The organism is Atopobium sp. ICM42b (assembly GCA_000564995.1).
In the GTDB taxonomy this organism is placed as follows: domain Bacteria; phylum Actinomycetota; class Coriobacteriia; order Coriobacteriales; family Atopobiaceae; genus Lancefieldella.
Map to the genome: position 1 here is coordinate 53,275 of JDFH01000014.1, position 21,268 is coordinate 74,542.

General features: G+C 48.9%; 19 protein-coding genes. 17 read left to right on the forward strand and 2 right to left on the reverse strand.

Annotation, left to right across the window (positions count from 1 at the left end; translation table 11 throughout):
- The first annotated feature begins 3 nt into the window (after nucleotides 1-3).
- From HMPREF1493_RS04115 to HMPREF1493_RS04180, 14 genes are all read left to right on the forward strand, one after another.
- Entirely contained in the window at nucleotides 4-1,440 is a 1,437-nt protein-coding gene (locus tag HMPREF1493_RS04115; protein WP_035428047.1) for a UDP-N-acetylmuramoyl-tripeptide--D-alanyl-D-alanine ligase, read from the forward strand.
- On the forward strand, nucleotides 1,440-2,471 hold the full coding sequence (gene mraY, locus HMPREF1493_RS04120) for a phospho-N-acetylmuramoyl-pentapeptide-transferase (RefSeq protein ID WP_035428048.1): 1,032 nt from the start codon (nucleotides 1,440-1,442) through the stop codon (nucleotides 2,469-2,471). The genes HMPREF1493_RS04115 and mraY overlap by 1 nt, the downstream gene beginning before the upstream one ends.
- Before the next feature lie 29 nt (nucleotides 2,472-2,500).
- A complete protein-coding gene (gene murD / locus HMPREF1493_RS04125; protein ID WP_035428049.1) occupies nucleotides 2,501-3,904 on the forward strand; it encodes a UDP-N-acetylmuramoyl-L-alanine--D-glutamate ligase in 1,404 nt (467 codons plus the stop codon).
- Nucleotides 3,904-5,430, forward strand: a complete 1,527-nt coding sequence (gene ftsW, locus HMPREF1493_RS04130; protein ID WP_035428050.1) for a putative lipid II flippase FtsW — start codon at nucleotides 3,904-3,906, stop codon at nucleotides 5,428-5,430. Before murD ends, ftsW begins: the two co-directional genes overlap by 1 nt.
- Before the next feature lie 23 nt (nucleotides 5,431-5,453).
- Complete coding sequence (gene murG / locus HMPREF1493_RS04135; RefSeq protein WP_035428052.1) at nucleotides 5,454-6,587, forward strand: undecaprenyldiphospho-muramoylpentapeptide beta-N-acetylglucosaminyltransferase; 1,134 nt, start codon at nucleotides 5,454-5,456, stop codon at nucleotides 6,585-6,587.
- Nucleotides 6,588-6,668: 81 nt separating this feature from the next.
- On the forward strand, nucleotides 6,669-8,084 hold the full coding sequence (gene murC, locus HMPREF1493_RS04140; protein WP_051485269.1) for a UDP-N-acetylmuramate--L-alanine ligase: 1,416 nt from the start codon (nucleotides 6,669-6,671) through the stop codon (nucleotides 8,082-8,084).
- A gap of 10 nt (nucleotides 8,085-8,094) precedes the next feature.
- Nucleotides 8,095-9,009, forward strand: a complete 915-nt coding sequence (gene murB, locus HMPREF1493_RS04145) for a UDP-N-acetylmuramate dehydrogenase (RefSeq protein ID WP_035428054.1) — start codon at nucleotides 8,095-8,097, stop codon at nucleotides 9,007-9,009.
- A gap of 7 nt (nucleotides 9,010-9,016) precedes the next feature.
- On the forward strand, nucleotides 9,017-10,075 hold the full coding sequence (locus tag HMPREF1493_RS04150) for a cell division protein FtsQ/DivIB (protein WP_035428056.1): 1,059 nt from the start codon (nucleotides 9,017-9,019) through the stop codon (nucleotides 10,073-10,075).
- A gap of 247 nt (nucleotides 10,076-10,322) precedes the next feature.
- The gene (ftsZ, locus tag HMPREF1493_RS04155) at nucleotides 10,323-11,459 is read left to right on the forward strand and encodes a cell division protein FtsZ (RefSeq protein ID WP_198013755.1); all 1,137 of its coding nucleotides are present in this window, start codon (nucleotides 10,323-10,325) and stop codon (nucleotides 11,457-11,459) included.
- Nucleotides 11,460-11,506: 47 nt separating this feature from the next.
- A complete protein-coding gene (locus HMPREF1493_RS04160) occupies nucleotides 11,507-12,271 on the forward strand; it encodes a purine nucleoside phosphorylase YfiH/LACC1 family protein (RefSeq protein WP_084058326.1) in 765 nt (254 codons plus the stop codon).
- Nucleotides 12,272-12,393: 122 nt separating this feature from the next.
- Entirely contained in the window at nucleotides 12,394-13,128 is a 735-nt protein-coding gene (locus tag HMPREF1493_RS04165; RefSeq protein WP_035428140.1) for a YggS family pyridoxal phosphate-dependent enzyme, read from the forward strand.
- Between the two features lie 61 nt (nucleotides 13,129-13,189).
- Nucleotides 13,190-13,870, forward strand: coding sequence for a cell division protein SepF (locus HMPREF1493_RS04170; RefSeq protein WP_035428059.1), 681 nt, complete (start codon nucleotides 13,190-13,192; stop codon nucleotides 13,868-13,870).
- A 12-nt stretch (nucleotides 13,871-13,882) separates the two neighbouring features.
- Complete coding sequence (locus HMPREF1493_RS04175; RefSeq protein ID WP_035428060.1) at nucleotides 13,883-14,161, forward strand: YggT family protein; 279 nt, start codon at nucleotides 13,883-13,885, stop codon at nucleotides 14,159-14,161.
- A gap of 78 nt (nucleotides 14,162-14,239) precedes the next feature.
- Entirely contained in the window at nucleotides 14,240-14,875 is a 636-nt protein-coding gene (locus HMPREF1493_RS04180) for a DivIVA domain-containing protein (protein ID WP_035428061.1), read from the forward strand.
- A gap of 82 nt (nucleotides 14,876-14,957) precedes the next feature.
- On the opposite strand, the gene HMPREF1493_RS04185 is transcribed toward HMPREF1493_RS04180, so the two are convergent.
- Both HMPREF1493_RS04185 and HMPREF1493_RS04190 read right to left on the reverse strand, forming a co-directional pair.
- Entirely contained in the window at nucleotides 14,958-15,971 is a 1,014-nt protein-coding gene (locus HMPREF1493_RS04185; RefSeq protein ID WP_035428062.1) for a TIGR03915 family putative DNA repair protein, read from the reverse strand.
- Entirely contained in the window at nucleotides 15,943-17,352 is a 1,410-nt protein-coding gene (locus HMPREF1493_RS04190) for a putative DNA modification/repair radical SAM protein (RefSeq protein WP_035428064.1), read from the reverse strand. Before HMPREF1493_RS04190 ends, HMPREF1493_RS04185 begins: the two co-directional genes overlap by 29 nt.
- Before the next feature lie 178 nt (nucleotides 17,353-17,530).
- Here HMPREF1493_RS04190 and HMPREF1493_RS04195 point away from each other — a divergent pair, with 178 nt between their 5' ends.
- From HMPREF1493_RS04195 to metK, 3 genes are all read left to right on the forward strand, one after another.
- Nucleotides 17,531-18,955: a CCA tRNA nucleotidyltransferase gene (locus HMPREF1493_RS04195; protein WP_232215505.1), complete on the forward strand. Its 1,425-nt coding sequence runs from the start codon at nucleotides 17,531-17,533 to the stop codon at nucleotides 18,953-18,955.
- Nucleotides 18,956-19,086: 131 nt separating this feature from the next.
- The gene (locus HMPREF1493_RS06865; protein ID WP_232215506.1) at nucleotides 19,087-19,812 is read left to right on the forward strand and encodes a TetR/AcrR family transcriptional regulator; all 726 of its coding nucleotides are present in this window, start codon (nucleotides 19,087-19,089) and stop codon (nucleotides 19,810-19,812) included.
- 189 nt (nucleotides 19,813-20,001) lie between these two features.
- Entirely contained in the window at nucleotides 20,002-21,264 is a 1,263-nt protein-coding gene (gene metK, locus HMPREF1493_RS04205; protein ID WP_035428142.1) for a methionine adenosyltransferase, read from the forward strand.
- Nucleotides 21,265-21,268 lie beyond the last annotated feature (4 nt).

Consider the following 21,268-nt stretch of genomic DNA (forward strand, 5'->3'; position numbering starts at 1 on the left):
CTCATGGTTAAGCTTTCGGTTGAACAGATAGTCGCAGCTACAAATGCACGACTGCTCCACCGCGGAACCCGCGAGGTTGCGGGCGCGGCCGTCATCGACTCTCGCGAGGTCCAGGAAGGCTCGCTCTTCGTGGCCTTCGCTGGCGAGAAGGTCAATGGAAACTCCTATCTCTTATCTGCTGCCCAGGCTGGCGCTGCTGTTGTAGTGGCATCTGAGCCTGTAGCAGACAATCTGCTCGACAACCTGGCCGCCACAGGAGTCAGCGTTCTTGAAGCCGCTGACGATGACTGTGAGGCGTTTCTGCTAGCACTTGCCGCTGCTTGGCGAGAAGCCCATCCAAACTGGCTGGTTGTGGGCGTAACTGGATCGGTTGGTAAAACTACCACCAAAGAAATGCTTCGTCGCGGCATTGCCGCCACTCGTCGTGTACACGCAACCGCTGGCAATCACAACAACCTTATTGGTCTGCCACTTACGGTACTTTCTACTCCAGAGGATACCGAGGTGCTTGTGCTTGAGCTGGGCATGAATCACGCTGGCGAGATTACCAGGCTCACCTCGGTTGCTCGTCCAACGGTAGCCGTCATTACCAACGTTGGCACCAGCCACATTGGTCTTCTCGGCAGCAGAGAAAACATTGCGCGCGCCAAGGCAGAGATTGTCTCGGGCATGCGCGCATTTGGCTCAATTGAACCTACGCTTATTCAGGCTTCGGCAGGGGACTACACCAAGTTCATTGCAGATGAGTTTGCTCGCCCTGCTCGCGTTGTTTGCAAGACAGTGGGCGCCACAGGAGCTGACCTCATGAGCGCACAGCAGGTCACTCTTGACGAGGAGGGCCTTCCAACTGCCACTATTGTTGCTGCATCCGGCTGGTCACGCACGGTAACTCTTGAGGTACCTGGGCGCGTTGTTGTCGACGACCTTCTTTTGGCACTTGAGGCTATAGAGACGCTTGGTCTTGATCTTGACGCTGCTGCAGAGGCCATTGAGCAGATGCCTGCCACTCGTATGCGTCTTTCGGTACTTGACGCAACCTGCGGTGCCAAGATTATTGACGATTCTTACAACGCAAGTCCTAACTCAACAGCTGCTGCCCTTGATGTTTTGATGCAGATGCCAGCGGAAGGCCGCCGCATTGCTCTTATCGGAGAGATTGGCGAGCTTGGACCAGAGGAGAAGCGCCTCCACGGTTATGTGGGTGCCTATATTGCTGCTAAAAACCCAGACCTTGTTGCCTTTGTAGGCACGGGAGCCGCGCGCGAAATGGTTGAAGCTGCGCGCGTTATGGGTTTCTCGGAAGATAAAATTGAACAGTTCAGTGATGTCAACGAAGCACTTACCGTGCTCGGACCAGTACTTGCGCAAGGAGACGTTCTTCTCGCCAAAGCATCAAGGTCTGCCCAGCTTGATATTTTTGTAAAAGGAGTTACTGAGTAATGTTTTACCAGACTATTTACCCAACATACCAGGTGTTTGTTGCGCTTGGTGTCTCCTGCATCATCACGTTGGTCTTAATGCCGCTCTTCATCAAACTGATGAAGAAAGAGGGAGTGGGTCAGCAGGTTCGTGCTGACGGCCCTCAGCAGCACCTGGTCAAGCAGGGTACTCCTACTATGGGCGGCGTCGTTATGCTGGTAAGCATTGTGCTGACCTGTATTGCACTTGCTCAGTGGAACACCGACCTCATTCTTGCTATGGCAGCTATGCTGCTCACAGGCTCGCTTGGTCTTCTGGATGATATCGAGTCTGTTGCTCATGGTAGAAGCCTTGGCCTTACCGCATCTCAGAAGATGGCTGGACTTATTACCATTTCTGTTGTATTTTGCCTGGCAGCAGTTAACATTTGGGGCATTACGCCCATTATTGCGTTCCCTGGTGGCCTTGATATCAATCTGGGTATCCTTACTACTACCGTCAATTTAGGTGGAAACGTCATTTCTATCCCTTGGCTGTATCTCTTCTTTGTCTTTTTGCTCATGGCTGGCCTCTCTAACGCTGTTAATCTGACCGACGGCCTTGATGGCCTGGCTGGTGGCTGCGTTATGGTCGTCATGATTTTTATGGCTGCGGTAGCTTTCCGCTATGGCGAGAGTAGCCTTGCTGTTTTTGCCGCATCTATCGCAGGCGCTTGTATTGGTTTTTTGTGGTTTAACAGCTATCCTGCAAGCATTTTTATGGGAGACACCGGCTCTCTTGCCTGGGGCGCTGCCTTTGCAGCTCTAGCTGTCCTTACCAAAACAGAGGTAATTTCCCTGGTCATGGGCGGTCTTTTTATCATCGAGGCACTGTCCGTTATCATTCAGGTTGTCAGCTACAAGGCAACTAAAAAGCGCGTATTCTTGATGGCTCCACTGCATCATCACTTTGAGAAACTTGGCTGGAACGAGACAAAAGTAGTCTTTAGATTCTGGATCATTTCCGGAGCATTTGCCGCTCTGGGCTTTGCTCTGTACTTCCAGCTTCACTAAAGATATTGCTCTGAGAAAGGATCGATTGCGTGTCGCTTCTAGAAACACTTGGAAATGTTTGTGTTCTTGGTTTCGGTAAGACCGGCGTCTCTGTCTGCACGTATTTGCTGCAGCAGCCAGAGGGTCGTGTGTCTTCCGTAACTCTTGTGGGCGGCGCAGATGCTACTGTTGGCGAGAAGATCCAAGAGCTTGCAGACTCAGGCGTACAGGTACAATGCGGCTCCGATCAGGTTAAGGGTACCTTTGACCTGACTATTGCATCTCCTGGTATTCCAGATACTTCTGAGCTGTTCGTCAGTGCAAAGGCAGCTTCTCAGCAAATTATGGGCGAGCCAGAGTTTGCCTATCAAGAGAGCCCTTCACAGTGGATTGGTATTACCGGCACAAACGGTAAAACTACTACCACAAGCTTGACCACGTCTATTTTGCAGTATGCAGGTCTTGATGCAAGCGCTGTTGGCAATATTGGTCTTACTATTACTGACCAACTTGCAGAGAGAAAGCCTAAGAGCTGGTTTGTAGCAGAGCTTTCAAGCTTCCAGCTTGCTACTACTCAAAAATTGCATCCTCACGTTGCGATGCTTTTAAACATTACGCCGGATCACCTTGAGTGGCATGGTTCACTCGAGGCGTATGCAGCAGCTAAAGAGAAGATTTTTGCCAACCTTGATGCAAATGACCTGGCAATTGTCTCTGACTTGGATGAGTTTTGTCAAAACGTGTCTTCTCGCCTTGAGGCTCGCGGCATTACCGTATGCCATCTTGCTCAGACAGATCCCGGTACGCAAAACGCCGCCTTTGTACGCAATGGAGCGCTGGTAGTCAGGCTATCTGGTAAAGAGATGGAGCTTATAGCAGCTGATGCACTTCACATTAGGGGAGCGCACAATGCACTCAACGCTCTTGCTGCAGCTGCATGTGGCTTATTCCTGGGACTTGATATTGTTTCTATTAGGCATGCCCTGTTGGACTTTATGCCGCTTGAGCATAGAATTGAGCCAGTTGATACGGTTAATGGTGTTTTGTACGTTAACGATTCCAAAGCAACAAACACTGATTCAGTTGAAAAATCATTAACTTCGTTCCCAGGTAAAGACGTTATTTTGCTACTTGGTGGTCACGATAAGGGCACAGAGCTTGATGAGTTTGCTCAGAAGGTATCCGCTACCTGTGCATACGCAATCTGCTTTGGAGAGGCAGGTCCTCGCTTTGCAGAGGCGCTTCGCCGCGTTTCTGGTGGGCGTGCAGAAGTGGTAGAAGAGCCTCATATGCATGAAGCTTTTGACCGTGCGGTAGAGCTTGCTCGTCCAGGTTCTGTAGTGCTTCTCTCACCAGCATGTTCCTCGTTTGACGAGTTCACAGGCATGGCTCAGCGTGGTCGTGTCTTTAAACAGCTGGTGGCAGATCTTGCTCAAAAAGAGAGCGGTCGATAATGGCTACCAGCAGAAATAGAACAGGGGAGCGCGCGCAGCAACCACGTACTTCTCGCCAGAAATCTTCCGAGGGCTCGCAGGCTAAAGGACGCTTTAGTGCTATTCCAGAGCGTTTTATGCAGCCTCGTCTGGTGCTTCTGGTGTCAACGGCTATTCTGGTGTGCTTTGGCCTGGTTATGATTTATTCTGCATCCTCGATTTCTGCAATGACTTCTGAGGACATGGGCTATAACCCCTTCTACTACGTGCAGCGTCAGCTTGGCTTTGCTGCGGCAGGAGTTGCGTTAGCGTTTATTGTTTCTCGCATTGACTACCGTGCAGTAGTAAGAAACTTCCAGGTACCTATCTGGATTGTGACCATTGGAATGCTAGCAATTATTTTTACTCCTATTGCTGGCGCTGATGCATATGGTGCAACCCGTTGGATTTCAGTTGGACCGTTTTCTTTCCAGCCGTCTGAGTTTGCAAAGATTACCATCTTAATTTCTGTCTCGTATTTGGCTCAGCAGTACTTTATTGATCAGACCATAGATCAGATGGAGTTCTTTAAAAAGTTTGCTATTGCTGCGCTTGCGCCACTGCTTCTTATTTTGGCCCAGCCAGACAAGGGCTCCACACTGATTATTGTGGGAACACTTTTGGTCATTGGCTACCTCGCCGATGTTGACCGAAGGGTTCTGGCAACTATTGCTGTTGCTGGCTTTATTGGCTTTGCCTTCTTATCTCTTAAAGATGATTATTCTCGTGCTCGCGTTGTGACTATGTTCAACCCTTGGGCTGATTATTACGGTGCAGGTTATCAGCTTGCACAGGGCTTTTATGCCTTTGGCTCTGGCGGTATTTTTGGTGTTGGCTTTGGTTTTTCTCGCCAGAAATATTCCTATCTTCCTATGGCTCACAATGACTTTATTTTTGCGGTCATTGGAGAAGAGCTGGGCTTTATTGGCGTTTTGGGCCTTTTGGCTGTATTTGGCGCACTGGTGTGGGCAGGCTTTAAGATTGCTCGCTATGCACCAGATTTGACCGGTAGGCTTATTGCTGCAGGTTGTACCTCTATGTTTATCATCCAGGCCTTTGTTAACATCGGTGGTGTTTTGGGCCTTTTGCCTCTTTCTGGTAAGCCTCTGCCGTTTATCTCATACGGCGGTTCAACCATCATGTCTAGTATCTTGATGGTTGGTCTTTTGATGTCTGTTTCAAGGCAGTCAAGGCTTCCAGAAACCGAGTACGATAGGCAGCGTGCTTCTTGGAGCATAGCTGAAGAGCAGGATACCTTTGATGCTCCAGGTTTTGCTGGTCTTACCATGGTTGATGGTGGAGTAGGAGTAGGCATGCCACTCCCACGTTCTTCTCGCCCTAAGAGCAGTGCACAAAGCTCCGCGCGTCCATCACGAGGCGTTTTGCGCTCAAGAGATGACGACGCTCCTCAAGGCCGTATTACGACAGATGCCTCCGGAAGGCGCAGGATTGATTTGGGACCTTCTGCATCGGACAGGCTTCGTGGAAACAACAGGGCTCGCCGATAGCTGATTTCTAGGAGATGGATTGCATGGCAGAACAGAAGAAACTCTCTGTTGCAATTGCTGCAGGTGGAACCGCTGGTCACATTAACCCAGCTCTGGCTCTAGCTGAGGAGCTTCGTGAGCGCGGCCACCAGGTTACGTTTTACGGTCAGCCCAACAAGCTTGAAGGTACGCTGGTACCTGAGGCAGGATTTGAGCTGGTATCTATCCATGTAAATGGCTTTGATCGCAGACGTCCTTGGACGCTCATAAGTGCGGCATACAATCTTGAGCGCGCAAAGATGCAGCTGCACAAGCGCTTTAAAGAGCATGGTGCCCCCGATGTTGCTATTGGCTTTGGTGCCTACGTAGAGCTGCCTTTGCTTCAGCTTTGTGCAAAGCTACACATCCCCTATTTGATTCACGAACAGAACTCAGTAACCGGTCTTGCTAACCGTGTATCTGCTGGTAAAGCATCTAAGGTGTGCATTGCGTTCCCAGAGGCTCGTAAGGCTTTTGAGGGTCACGTAAAGGCTCAAGACACCATTGTGGTTACCGGTAATCCTGTACGTAAGAGTGTTCTTTCTGCTGACAGAGCCGCCTCGAGGCAGGAGTTGGGTATTGCAGACAACCAGACATTGCTGCTCATCTTTGGCGGTAGTTTGGGCGCTCGTAGTATCAACGAGACGTTTGCTGCGCTTAAGCAGGAGCTTCTTGCCCGTCCTAACCTGCGCATCATCCAGTCAACAGGTCAGAAGCTCTACGACGAGGTTGTCTCGCTTATGAAGCTTTCTGACGAGGAGGCTGCTCGCTGGGAGGTTAAGCCCTACATTTCCAACATGGGTGCCACCCTTGCTGCGGCTGACCTGGTGGTTTCTCGATCCGGAGCATCTTCTGTAGCCGAGATTGCAGCGCTTGAGCTCCCCAGCATTTTGGTGCCGTACCCTCTGGCAACAGCAGATCATCAGACTACTAACGCACACCTGTTGTCGGACGCGGGAGCAGCTATTCTGGTGCCAGATAACCAGGTGGGCACCACGACCTTCTCGACAGCTCTGTTTGAGCTGGTAGATAACGCGGACCAGCGCAAAAAGCTTTCCGAGGCAGCCGCTACACTTGACCAGCGCAGTGCCGCATCTCTTGTGGCTGACGCTGTGGAAAGTGCCGTTTGTGGCGCATAAAACATTCGGTTTTGCGTTAGAGTAAACATGTCTTGGAATGTCCAAGACTCAAACGATAACAATACTTGGAAAGGCTCTCTTATGGCAGATTCCATGGGCGAGAAGACCATCTCGCGTGCACATTTTATTGGAATTGGTGGCGCAGGTATGAGCGGAATTGCGCTTGTTCTGCACGAGCGCGGCTGCACCGTTACCGGCTCCGATCTAAAGAGCTCGCATTATGTTAGAGAGCTTGAAGATGCAGGTATTCAGGTAAGCATCGGCCACACCGCAGCCACTATTGACGCTGTGATGCCTGATGTCATTGTTACCTCTACCGCAATCCCAGAGACAAACCCAGAGGTCATTCGCGCACGTGAGCTTTCCATTCCTATTTGGCCTCGCGCTAAGATGCTCTCGTATTTGTCGCGCGGCCGCAAGACCATTGCTGTTGCGGGCACTCACGGCAAGACCACCACATCTTCTATGGTTGCTACCATGCTGGACAAGCTTGGCGCTGATCCATCATTTTTGATAGGTGGCGTTGTTGAGGGCTACGACACCAACGGTAAAAACGGTAATGGCCAGTATTTTGTCTGCGAAGCGGACGAGTCTGACGGTTCGTTTATGTTCCTTAACCCTAACGTGGTTGTTGTCACCAATATTGAGGCAGATCACCTTGACCACTACGGCTCTCTAGAGAATATCGAGAAGACCTTCTGTGAGTTTATGAGCTTGCTTGATAAGGAAGAAACTGTTGTTATCAACGGCGATAATCCTCATTACGTTGAACTTGCTCAGTCAACTGGTAGGCACGTAGTAACCTACGGCTTTGATTCAAGCTGCGATTTTGTTTGCACACAGGAGGAGAGAAAAGCTGGTATTGAGAATCCTCTTACCATCAAGACTCCTTCTGGTCAGACTATCTCTGTGGTACTTCCAGCTAATCCTGGTAAGCACAATGTTGCAAACGCAACCGCTGCAATTGCTGTTGCTGATGCTCTTGGCTTTGATCTTGACCAGGCCGCAGCAGCGCTTTCCCAGTTCAAGGGCGCACGCCGTCGCTTTACACACGTAGGCGACATCAACGGTATTACCGTCGTAGACGATTACGGCCATCATCCAACCGAGATTGCAGCAACCATGTCTGCAGCTCTTCCTCTTGGCTTTAAGCGTGTTGTTGTTGTTTTCCAGCCACACCGCTACAGCAGAACGCAGGATTTGGCGGATTCGTTTGCCCATGCGTTTGACGGCATTGACGTTTTGCGCGTCATGGATGTCTTCTCAGCAGGTGAGCTGCCTATTCCAGGTGTCTCGGGCAAGACTGTCTCTTCAAGGGTTGAGGCTGCTCATACTGTTTCTGACGTGCGCTACATTCCTTCTCGCCGCGATCTTATCGCAGACCTTCTTGATACGGTTAAACCAGGAGATCTGTTGATTACTCAAGGCGCAGGTGACGTCACTCAGATTGGACCAATGTTTATCCGCGCACTCAAAGAGCGTCTTCAGAACCACTAGGACCTCTGTCGTGAGCTTGTTTAACGCCTATGTAAGCCTTTCTGGGGCCCTTGATGCAACAATCAAGCAAGATGAGCCGCTGAGCCACCATACCTCCTTTAGGATTGGTGGTAAGGCGTCGCTTTTTGCTGCTGTTCACAGCCACGTGGCGCTGGTGCGTGTGCTTGAGGTGCTTGCAGCTAATCGAGTTGATTGGGTGCTTTTGGGCAAGGGTTCAAACATCCTTGTCTCTGATAAGGGCTACAACGGCTGCGTTATTGTGCTCGACGATGAGCTTTCTACCATTTCAGTTGGCGAAAATAACCTCATTACTGCAGGTGCCGGTGCGCTTATGGCGCGCGTTTGCAATGAGGCCATGAAAGCAGGTCTTTCTGGTCTTGAGATGTGTGCTGGTATCCCCGGAACTATCGGCGGCGCTCTTTCGATGAACGCAGGTACCAGGCATGATTGGATTGGTAAAGCCGTCCGTGATTGCGTGGTACTTAAGCCTGGCAAGGGTCTTGTACGCTACGATGCCTCCGAGATTGAATGGGGTTATCGCTACACTACGTTTGCACCAGATGAGATCATTCTTGAGGCAACGTTTGCGCTGACAGCATCTAATCGTCCTAAAGTTGCTCTTGGCATGGATACACTCTTGCAGCGTAGAAGAAATACTCAGCCAACTGGTCAGCTTTGCTGCGGTTCTGTTTTTAAGAACCCAGGCAGTAGGTCTGCTGGTGCACTTATTGAAGAATGTGGTCTTAAGGGAGTTACTGAAGGCGGCGCACAGATTTCTGATGTTCATGCCAACTTTATTGTGAATACCGGTAACGCCACCGCCTCAGATGTCATTGCACTTATGCGCAGAGCACACGATGCGGTCCAAGAAAAGTTTGACATTGATCTTCAGCCAGAGGTTAAACTTCTGGGTTTTGGGGCATAGGGAAGATATGGCAGAAGATACTTCAAAGCAAACAACGCGCCGTAAGGGCACAAAAAGGGAACCTTTATCGTCTGGTGCTGCTCAGACGGCAGGGGCTACTAAGCCTTCTTTTATGAGTAAGGCCTTTAAGCCTAAGCTAAAGGTTGAGGCTACAGCTTCTGATGCCAAACCTTCTGCTAAAAAGATTTCTGCCAAAAAGCCAAATAACGCTACAAAAACTGCTGCTCAGGCTCGTGCCGAGCGTATTAAACACAGCAGAAAAGTATCGTTTAAGACAGTTAGAACAGTTCTCATTGTTTTGATGAGTCTGGCTATTCTTGCTGGCATCGCTTTTCTCGTCCTACGCTCTTCCTCAGTCTTTGCCATTACCAACATTCAGGTTGAGCCAACGGAGCACGTTACTAACGAGCAAATCCAAAAGCTCATTGCAGTAGAAGAGGGAACAACGCTGCTCAATATGGACGAGTCCCTTATCACTGAAGAACTCCAGAAAGATCCTTGGGTGGCGTCCGCAACGTACGAGAGACAGTTCCCTAATACGCTGCGCATCACCATCACAGAACGTAAGGTCACAGCCATAGTGGCGCTTTCTTCTGGCCCTGTTGCATGGTATTTGGGCGAGAATAACGTCTGGCTTGAGGCAGATCAGCTCAACGTTCCAGAAGGAAAAACTACCGCTACTGTTGCGCTTGAGAAGGCAACCTCAGAGGGCGAGCTGCTTATTACCGATGTTCCTGCAACGGTTTCTCCGGTAGCAGGTACCACGGCAACAGACGCAGAAATTCAAGCGGTTATGCAGTATCAGTCTACGTTCTCGTCAGAGCTTACCTCACAGATTGTGAGCTACTCGGCTAGTAGCGTTGATGCAATTTCTGTCACCCTCACTAATGGCGTACAAGTTGCCCTTGGTTCTCCAACACAGATTGCAGACAAAGAAAAAGTGATTCTGGCAATGCTTAAGCAGTTCCCAGGAGAGCTTACGTACTTGAACGTAAGAACACCTGCAAGCCCAACCTATAGGCGAGTTTCTACCGGAAATGTTCAGTCTGGCTCTGGTGTTTCGTAGGGAAACGCGGTACTACCACGCGCCGTTAGGCTATTTTTTCCTACCGTTTACCAGGTTTCTTCACAATTTCTACATATTATTTGACTTGCATGGGTGAGTTGTGCAAATATACCCCGCTTTGCATGAAGCGTAAGCCTTAACTTGAGGTTTAGGGTTTTATACAGCGGTTCTGCGAGCGCATAAACGTAGCCTAAGCGCAGTCGCGCTCCGGGACAAACGGGCACAAGCGTGCCTCAAGGAGGAAGACATGATTAAGGACACCGATACCCTTAACAACTATCTTGCTGTTATCAAGGTTGTTGGCGTTGGTGGCGGCGGAACTAACGCTGTCAACCGCATGATTGAAGAAGGCATCCGTGGCGTTGAGTTTGTTGCTGTAAACACCGATGCACAGGCTCTTGCAATCTCCGATGCTGACATTAAGGTTCACATCGGTACTGACATTACCAAGGGTCTTGGTGCTGGCGCTAACCCTGAGGTTGGTAAAGAGGCAGCAGAGGATAGCCGCGACGAGATCAAGGCTGCACTTGCTGGCGCTGATATGGTCTTCATCACTGCTGGCGAGGGTGGCGGTACTGGTACCGGCGCTGCTCCAGTTGTTGCTGATATTGCAAAGAATGACGTTGGCGCACTGACCGTTGGCGTTGTTACTAAGCCATTCTCCTTCGAGGGCCGTCGTCGTTATGGTTCTGCAGCTGACGGTATCAAGACTCTTTCCGAGAATGTTGATACGCTCATTGTTATTCCAAACGATCGTCTGCTTGATCTTTCTGAGAAGAAGACCACCATGCTTGAGGCATTCCGCATGGCTGACGACGTTCTATGCCAGGGCACCCAGGGTATTACCGACCTCATCACTGTTCCTGGCCTGATCAACCTCGACTTTGCAGATGTCTGCACCATCATGAAGGGCGCAGGTAGCGCAATGATGGGCATTGGTATTGCTGCTGGTGATAACCGCGCTGCTGATGCTGCAACCGAGGCAATTTCTAGCCGCCTGCTTGAGAGCTCCATCGAGGGTGCAACCCGCGTTCTTCTCTCTATTGCTGGTAATAAAGACCTTGGTATTCAGGAGATTAATGAGGCAGCTGACCTGGTTGCTAAGAACGTTGATCCTGACGCAAACATCATCTTTGGTACTGTTGTTGATGAGTCCCTGGGCGATCAGGTTCGCGTAACCGTTATCGCAACCGGCTTCAATGACTCTAACGTTCAGCAGCAGCTTCCAACCCTGAACACCCAGAGCGCAAGCCGTCCAAGCCGTCCTGCTCAGCCACAGCCAACTCGTCCTGTAGCTGCTCAGCCACAGCCTGCTCGCACCAACAACTCTTCTAATGAGAAAGAGTTTGATATTCCAGACTTCCTTAAACGTAGCCGCATCTAAACATGTGCGCGCTGAATAGACAGTGCTTACACGGCGTGACCCTGCTCATGGATCCTGAGGTTCCATGCGGGGTCACGCTCGCATTTACTGAGCGTACTGGCGGTTTTTCAGAAGGGGAGTTTGCATCCCTCAATCTGGGCAGCAGGTGCGGAGACAATCTGCAACAGGTGCAAAAGAATCGCCAGCTAGTCTTAGAGGCTCTTGGAGCAGGCGAGCACTTCTCGCGACTCCTTATTCCTCATCAGGTGCATGGAAGCAAGGTAGTTTGCCTGACTTCTGATACACCTGAGGCTTTTGAGCAGGCTCAAACTGAGGCAGAGGCTGGTGCGGACGCTATCGTGTGTACCGTTCAAAATACGCCTGTGATGTTGGCTTTTGCTGATTGTGTGCCGGTAATTCTTGTGGCTCCCGGTGGATTTGCGGTAGCGCATTCTGGCTGGAAAGGCACAATTGCTCGCATTTCTGCACGAGCAACAGAGGCGCTTTGCCAGGCAACTGGCTCCACACCCTCCGAGGTCAAAGCCTATATTGGCCCGCATATTGGCAGTGCTGATTACGAGGTTTCTCCTGAGCTTATTCAGATGTTCTCAAAAGAGTTCGGTTCAGGCGTTGTAGACCGCGCATCTGGCGAGAGGTACTTAGATCTTGGATATGCTGTCAGAGCTGCACTGGTAGATGCTGGTGTACGAGAGTCTGCTATTGAAGAGGTTACTGACTCGACGGCCTCTACAACTGAGAGATTCTTCTCGTACCGTGCAGAGCATGGTAAGTGCGGAAGGCATGCAGCTGTTGCTTACATGGCTGCAAAGTAGGGTAGAAGACGTTTAGCGCTATCGGAGAGGGCGTTTAGCACTACAGAGAAGCGTTTAGGTTTATAGAGAAGTGTTTATCGTTACGTAAGATATTGATGTATTCACCGCAAGAGATGATGGCTATGACGTACGATTCAGACGAATATCTTGAGTTTATAAAGGCTCGTAGAGCTCAGATTGAGTCGCTTGTAGCGGATGCTGCAGAAAAGTCCGGCAGAAGCGCCTCTGAGATTGAAATTGTGGCCGTCTCTAAAACAGTACCTGTTGAAGCTGTTCTTGCGGCTTACAAGGCAGGCTATAGGGTTTTTGGCGAGAATCGCCCACAAGAGCTGACACACAAACTGACAAGTTTATCTGAAACTCCTTTTGCGTCTGAAATAACGTTCGACATGATTGGTAATCTTCAGAAGAACAAGATTAACCAGGTAGTTGGCAAGGTTCGCTACATTCATTCAATTTCTTCTGAGCATCTTGCAGAGGCGGTTTCAAAGCGTGCTGAGGTAAAGGGTACTGAGGAGTCTGTTCTACTTGAGGTAAACGTCTCCGCTGAAGCCTCAAAATCGGGTTTCTCGCCAGAAGAAGTGTCTGAGTCTATTCAAAAGATTGTTGAGCTTCCGCACATTTCTGTTGTGGGTCTGATGACTATGGCACCAAAAGATGATCCAGAGCGCGCCAAGAGAACATTCTCAGGACTTCGAGAATTGCGTGATCGCTTGAGCCAACAAGTTGGTTTGAAGTTAGATGTTCTTTCTTGTGGCATGAGTGATGACTTTACGTATGCCATTGAAGAGGGTTCTACGACTATTCGCCTGGGTCGAGTATTGTTTGACCCAGCCTATACGTTGAGTGGGCACTAAAATAGTTGCAAGTTTTTGATACAGTAGTAAGAAGTTACGTGCGTTACAGAAAGGCACAATGATGAGCATTCTTGATACGCTAAGAGCAAAACTTCGTGGTGGTCAGGACGATGAGTACTACGACGATGAGTATTATGGCGACGAAGGCTATGACGAGGTAGACGAAGCTTCTCCACGTTCGTACGATGATCGTGCACAGCAAGGCTCTTCCAATAGACTGCTGGGTAATCCATCCAGACCAGAGGCAGAGAGTGTTTCTGTGTATACGCGCTCTGGCAAGCCAATCAGCACCAATCCAGCCGCTTCTTACAATCCTCAGCAGGATATGCGCTCCCGTGCTTCTGCGTATGCATCTCGTCAGGAGCCTTCTGGATACACTCCTTCTTACGAGCATACTGTGAGTCCAAATCTGCCAACTCCTGGTGATATTGGTCTTCGTCCTGTGAGCCGTACAAGCTATTCCGGACAGCTGCCACCATACGTTCTTCGTCCTGTTTCTTATGACGATGTTCAGTCGGTAGTTCGTCGTGTTCGTACTGGTCAGCCAGTTGTCCTTATCTTTAAGAACACCAACATTGAGGTTGCTAAAAGAATTTTGGACTTCAGTTTTGGTCTTTCTTATGGACTTGACGGCGCTGTTGAAGAAGTTGCTGACCGCGTTTTTGCTGTACTTCCTCATGGCATTTCTTTATCTCAGTCTGATCTGGATAAGCTTGCTGATGAGGGCGAGATTACCAGGTAACTGGAGGTTTTTGTGTTTTCGTATTATGTCTTGAACTCGCTCTATACTTTGTTGAGGATTTACAGCTTCTGCATTGTGGTATGGTGCCTGTCCTCTTGGATTACCGTTTCAAATGATTCGGTTAAGAACATTCTTGAGGCAATTGGCAAAATTGTTGAGCCATATCTCAGTGTGTTTAGGAACGTAATTCCTCCAATTTCTGGCGTTGATCTCTCACCGATTGTTGCACTTTTTGTGCTTAATCTTGTGGGACGTTTTGCCATTTCGACGCTGGGCCTTATACTAATATAGAAACTAGTTTGTCTTTGATTACAAACTGAGTAGTTATGATGTGTGGTACGTCTACTCGCAGACTGAAAGGGAACAAAGATGGCAATCACACCAGCAGACATCGAGCAGCAGACATTCTCTCCTGCTGAGACCGGCTACAATCCAGAGGAAGTTGACGCATTTCTTGAGCAGCTCTCTTCTGAGGTTGATGCAATGCTTCAAAAGATCGCTGACCTTAAGGGCCGTCTGACCAGCACTGAGCAGCAGCTCGCTGCAGCACAGGCTCAGGTTGCAAACCTTGAGGAGAACGCAAGCGTTCCTTCTGTTGAGGAGACAAACGCTGCAGCTATTGCTGCATCTGAGCACCAGATTTCTCAGGTCCTCATTGTTGCTCAGCAGAGCGCAGATAAGCTTGTTGCAGACGCTCGTGCAAATGCAGAGCGCATTCGCAACGAGGCAGACCAGAAGGCTCGTGAGGTTATCCGTCAGGCTCTTGCAGAGAAGCAGACTGAGCTTGATGAGATTGATCGCCTCAAGCAGTCCCGTGAGGACTTCCGCGCTGAGTACCGTAAGCTCCTCCAGCACTTCCTGGATGACGCAGACTCTGTCTTCCCAGAGACTGTTCTTACCAACAATGCTCCAACTGGTTCCCAGAATGCTGCTCAGCCTGCAGCTCAGCAGACTCAGATTTCTGCACCTGCACCTGCAGCTGGTGACTTCAACGACCTTGACTAAGTCTTAGGCCATTACCTTTGTACTGATAAGCGCTCAGCTCTGCTGGGCGCTTATTTGTTATCAGTCGTCTTAAGCGGCAGCTTTATAACCCAGAAGTAAGCTCTTTGCAGAATGTTTGCTTTTGTTCTATATGATGCACATCCTTTCTGTTTTCTCGTCCCTGATAGCGAATAGGTACGCCTTGGCTACGCGCAGCTTCTGCATTTGTGCTTGCAGTGAGTTCAGGGAGCCCTTGCCATACGCGTTTTGGCATCCAATGGGCGCGCAAGTCATATCCTCTTTCTGCAGGCCCGCGACCCTCTAGACCAACTCCCTCATAGAAGCGCCTCCACATGGCTTGCACGTATTTCTCATCAGTTGCAAGGTCTGTTCTAGAGAGCAGTTCTTCCAAAGAGGCATCGTCCAGCTGAATGGTTCCAAAGGTCTTCATTTCTGGTGCATAAAAACTGACTATATGATGAGCTGGATCAACAATAAAAAACCGCTCTGTACTCATCCGTTTGACAAAGTAATTGCAGGTTAGTGGCACTACGTTTGCATTAGGCTGAAATACAGACATAAAAGAGCCATCTGACATACGAGAAAACCGCACAAATTGCCGCGTATGCTCTCGTTCAGTTTCTACCTGTCTAGCCAGCGCATTAAACTCTGCCACGGTTGGGTCTGCAATATCTTCAAGGGCTCCTACACCATAGGAGAATGCAAGACGAATGTATCGATGCACAATCTCCGGCATAGTATGAGCATCTGAAGCACATGCCAAAACAATGCGACGTGTTATTTCTCTTGTGCCTACTTTCTTCTCTAGTCCAGTTAGAACTCGTTTAGCCAAGGCTACTACTGAGTCATCAGAAGGGTCTGGTCCACAGAGAACATGCTCCCCAAGGCTAGGCTGACAAAAGCTTTCTCTAACAAGACGCACGTGTGCCGGGTTAGCATGTGAGAGATAAGTGAGCCCTACAGCCCCTACAACGCCTTCTAAGCTTGGATTGCAGGAGATAACAACCTTCTGAGGCTTGGAGAGTCTTGTAAGCCTCTGAACAAGTGAGACAAGCTCTACGCTCTGATCAGAAGAGCCTGAGTTGAGAGGACTCAATACGGCGTCTTGTTTTGTTGTACGAACTTGCTTTGGCATCAGCAATTACCCTCTGTTTAATCAGTTCTTGGTCAAGTGGAGCTGAGGCATCTCTTACGCCACAGCAGGTGAGAAAGTGATGAGATCGTTTGAGCTGTATTCCCAGCCGTTTCAGATCATCAAAGGTGAGGCGAGACCGTCTTCTTGCAGCAATAATTCTTCGTGCGCCGGTGGGGCCAATACCGGGCACTCGTAAAAGTATTTCTAGTGGAGCATCCATAATCTCTACAGGAAATTGATTAAGATGTGCCAGCGCCCATCCAAGCTTTGGATCAATTTCTAAATCAAGCCAAGGTGCTTCCGGAGAAACTAGCTCATCAGGAGAAAACGCATAGTAGCGCATAAGCCAATCAGCCTGGTAAAGACGGTGTTCTCTACGCAGGGGAACAGGAGTGTCCAACTCTGGAAGACGATGGTCTTCTATAACAGGAATATAGGCAGAGAAGAATACTCGTTTCAATTCAAATTGTTGATAAAGCGCTTGCGATAAGTGCAATATTTGATTGTCTGATTCTGGAGAAGCTCCAATGATAATTTGCGTTGATTGTCCAGCGGGCGAGAAGGACCTCTTGCCTGAAGATACCCTTGATGAGCGCATAAAGGTATTCTTCAAGCAGTTTGAACGAAGAGCTAAACCTTCTTTTATGATCTGCTTCTGAGTAGGAATAACAATGCCCTTAGATTTGCCAGCAGACTTCACAATGCCCTTTGATGCATTTTTAGCTTCAAGCAATTGCCTTTCTTCAGAGACACGTAGGCGGTGAATGAAAGACATGGGTTTAGTAACCGTTTCTGCGTTTTTGTGAGGACAAAGTTTAGTAAGTGAGGTTGAGCTAGGTAATTCCAGATTGACAGAGAGTCTATCTGCTAAGCGGCCAATGGCATCAATAAGATCTGGATCTGTTCCGGGAATTACTTTTGCATGAACATAGCCGTTAAAGAGCAACTCATTCCTAAGGTAGGAGAGACATTCAATCATGAGTTCTGTGGTGTGGTCTGGCGATCCTATAACACCTGAGGAAAGAAAGAGCCCCTCTATGTAATTTCTTTTATAGAAATCTACGGTAAGCTCTGCTAATTCCTGTGGTGTAAAGGTAGCCCGCTTGGTTTGTGCAGAAGATCTATTGACGCAGTAAGCACAGTCATAACAACAAGCATTAGAAAGTAAAACTTTTAGCAGCGTAATACAGCGACCATCAGGGGTAAATGAGTGGCAACAGCCGGCCGCTGAGGCCATTCCTACCTTTCCTGCCTGCGGATCTCTGTCTACACCAGAAGAAGTGCACGCCGCGTCAAATTTGGCTGCATCTGCAAGTATGGCGAGTTTATCAAGAGTATCCATGGCAGCAACTTTCTACTTGAAAATAGAACGCCTGTTCGTATACTTAGACTATCACGAATGGAGAAGAAGTAAAGAAAAATCTAGAACAAACGTTTGTCATTTTAAAACCGCAGGAAGGATGTGAATGACGTGTGAAGGATGTATACTTTTCCCATCAGCAACTGCGGAAGGAATGGCTATGAGCATACAGAAAAACAGCTCTTCACCATGCCTTTCTCGCCCCGTGAATTTACAAGTTCCCACGTATGCCTTGCGTGCATTAGAAGTTCTTGAAGATGCCGGATTTGAGGCGTGGATTGTGGGTGGCTGGGTGCGAGACGCCCTACGCGGCTCATTTGCCCATGATATTGACATCACAACATCGGCAACGTGGCAGCAGAGCAAAGCGGCTTTTGAGGCTGCAGACATTCCTGTGCATGAAACAGGTATTGCATATGGAACCGTTACTGCTGTTGTCGAAAAGCACCCTATTGAGGTCACAACGTATCGCTGTGACGGAGAATATCTTGATGGTCGTCGTCCTGATTCTGTGCAGTTTGTCTCTCGTATAGAGGAAGATCTTGCTCGTAGAGACTTCACTATTAATGCAATGGCATATCACCCAAAGAGGGGATTGCTTGATCTTTATGGCGGTCAAGAAGATTTATCTGCAAGTGTAATTTGCGCTGTTGGGGAGCCTAAGGTTCGCTTTACAGAGGACGCTCTTCGCATGCTGCGTGCCTTGCGGTTTGCATGCAGGCTCTCGTTTTCAATTGAGGAGAAGACACATCAGGCACTTACTGAGTGTGCGCCGCTACTCTCTCAGGTTGCATCTGAGCGCATTGGCTCGGAAGTGGCTCAAATTGTTGAGGCTGGTCATATTGCCCATGCTATCAAGCTGGGATTTCCTGTTTTAGCGGTAGCAATTCCAGAGCTCTTACCACTTCAAAACTTTGATCAAAGAAGTCCGTATCATGCTTATGACGTGCTGGAGCATACAGCTCGAGTCTGCTCTGCAACAGAAGCCTTTACTGCAGGTACTGCAACACCTGCGCTTAGGTGGGCGGCGCTTCTACATGATATTTCAAAGCCAGAAATGTTTAGCGTTGACGCAGACGGTAGAGGCCATTTTTATGGTCATCCAGAAAAAGGTGCAATCGTAGCAAAAGCCTTGCTTAAACGCTTGGCTTTATCGCAGCATTTGAGTAATGAAGTTTGTGCTCTTGTAGCATTGCATGACTATGACGTGGATGTTACAACGGCGTCGCTTAGGCATATGGTTGCCCTGTTAGCCGAGGCGAGTAAATCGGACGGCATTGCTCTTGCGTATGACCTCTTGACGTTAAAGCAGGCAGATGCTCTGGCAAAGGCAAATCCTTATCGTAGCTATGCGGTAACGCTTGAGGCTATGAGGACCCTTCTCTTACATGAGGCAAAACGGGGAATTGCTCAGCGTCCACAAGAGTTGTGCGTTTCGGGCGCAGAAATTATGGAAGTGCTTTCTCTTCAGCCAGGACCTGCTGTCGGTGTGTGCCAACGTAAGCTCTTTGAGCTTTATTTAGCAGGTCAAGTGGAGAATAGGAAAGAAGATCTTCTCGCCATTCTTGCTCAGGGTAATTGGTAAAAATAATAAAGAGTGCCAGATTTAATCAATAAAAAAGTAAGGCCTTTGTATTTTTATAGGTTCGGTAAAACGGTATAGTAGGCATAAAAAATTATCAGAGAGGCGTCATTTTATATGACGGATAGTGTCGTATGGGGGAGTTCATGGGCGAGAAGCGCGATTATATTACGTTAGAAGTCATACATCACAATGCTTATGAACAGCAGCCTACAGAAGAACCCGAGACTCCAGCGCCTCCTATTTCTCATATTCGTGCCGAAGCTCGTACTAAGAAAAGCGCAGCTACACGCAAGCGTATTATGCACGAGACAACCAAGCTCATGCTTGCTCGTGGAAATACCAATTTCAAAATGAGTGAGATTTCTGATAGAGCTCGTCTTTCAAAAGGTGCGCTGTATTACTACTTTTCCGATAGAGAGGCCCTTTTGCAGGCAATCTTTGACGAGAGTGTTGATGAGCTTGCAAAAGATATTGCGCATACCATTGGTAATAAGCCCGCCTCAAAAGAGACGCTTCATGCAATCATCGCTCAACTTGCTGCTCATATTCTGCCTGACTCACCTTTGGTTTTGGCTTTAATTAACAAGCTTGCAAGCTCTGAGCAGGCACTTATTACCAACATTGAGGGACCGCTTTCTCGCGTGGTTGTTCTCCTTGCTAATCAGCTTGAGATGGGAAAATTGCAAGGCTTTATTCGTCAGGGTGTTGATTCAAGACTTGCTGCCTGTTCTATTACGGGTGCATTGGTTCTCTCGGCCATTGGTCTGATGGGAGAGCGCCACGGTGCAGAGGGCTCTGACGAACTTGCACAGAATCTGCTAGATATGACACTTGCTGGTATTGGAATAGACGAGTAATCATACGAGTTTTTGCATAATGCCAGTTTAACTATGCAATTTAAAGAGCGCCCTTGTGGTGCTCTTTTTACAATTTTCTTGACTGATCCTGCTCAAAAGTGTCTTTGGTGGGTATAGTAAGAGTGGTTGCGCGTAGAAGAACGCAAATATTCTGCATACGCAGAGAAGCCATGCGTGAAAGGACAGTTCATGGCACACAAAAACTATTTGTTTACCTCAGAAAGTGTTACTGAGGGACACCCAGACAAGGTTTGTGATCAGATTTCTGACGCAATTCTTGATGCAATCCTGGCAAAAGAGGCGGAGCTTGAAGAGCGTGGATACGTTTCTCCAAGTGGTGTTCCAGCTTGCTTGGATAACGTTCGTTGTGCATGTGAGACCTTTGCTACTACAGGAACTATTGTGGTAGCTGGAGAGATTCGCACTCAATCCTACGTTGATGTCCAGGAGATTGTTCGTAATACCCTCAGAAATATTGGCTACGACCGCGCTAAGTATGGTTTTGACTGCGAGACCTGCGGCGTTTTGAGCCTCATTCACGAACAAAGCCCCGATATTGCTCAGGGCGTTGATCAGTCTTTTGATACGCAGGCAGGACGTACTACCGATCCACTTGATCTTATCGGCGCAGGCGATCAGGGCATGATGTTTGGCTTTGCTTCTGATGAGACCGATGTCCTTATGCCAATGCCCGCTTACCTGGCTCAGCGTCTGGCTCAGCGCCTTTCAGAGGTGCGTAAGTCTGGCGAGGTTGAGTACTTGCGTCCAGATGGCAAAACTCAGGTTACCGTTCGTTATGAGGACGAGAAACCCGTTGAGGTCACCGCTATTGTTGTTTCCACGCAGCATGCTCCAGAGATTGAAGACATGTCCGTCATCAAGCAGGACATGATCGACCACGTTATTGCACCTGTTATGGGTGAGGTCAACATTGCTTGGGATAACGCAGACATTTACGTTAATCCAACTGGCCGTTTTGTTGTTGGTGGACCTATGGGAGACACAGGGCTTACCGGTAGAAAGATTATTGTGGACACCTACGGCGGTATGGGTCGTCATGGTGGTGGTGCTTTCTCCGGAAAGGACTGCACTAAGGTTGACCGTTCAGCAGCATATGCAGCTCGTTGGGTTGCAAAGAACGTGGTAGCAGCTGGTCTTGCCAAGAAATGCGAAGTTCAGCTTGCCTATGCTATTGGTGTTTCTCATCCACTGTCTATCATGGTTGATACCTTTGGCACTGGCATCGTTGACGATGCTGTTATTGAGCAGGCTATCGAGAAGGTCTTTGATCTTCGTCCTGGTGCCATTATTAGAGACCTTAAGCTGCGCCGTCCTATCTTCTCTAAGACAGCAGCATACGGACACTTTGGCCGCAAAGACCCAGACTTCACATGGGAAGCAACTGATCGTGTTCAGGAGCTTAAGGACGCAGTTTCTGCACTTCAGGCATAACGTT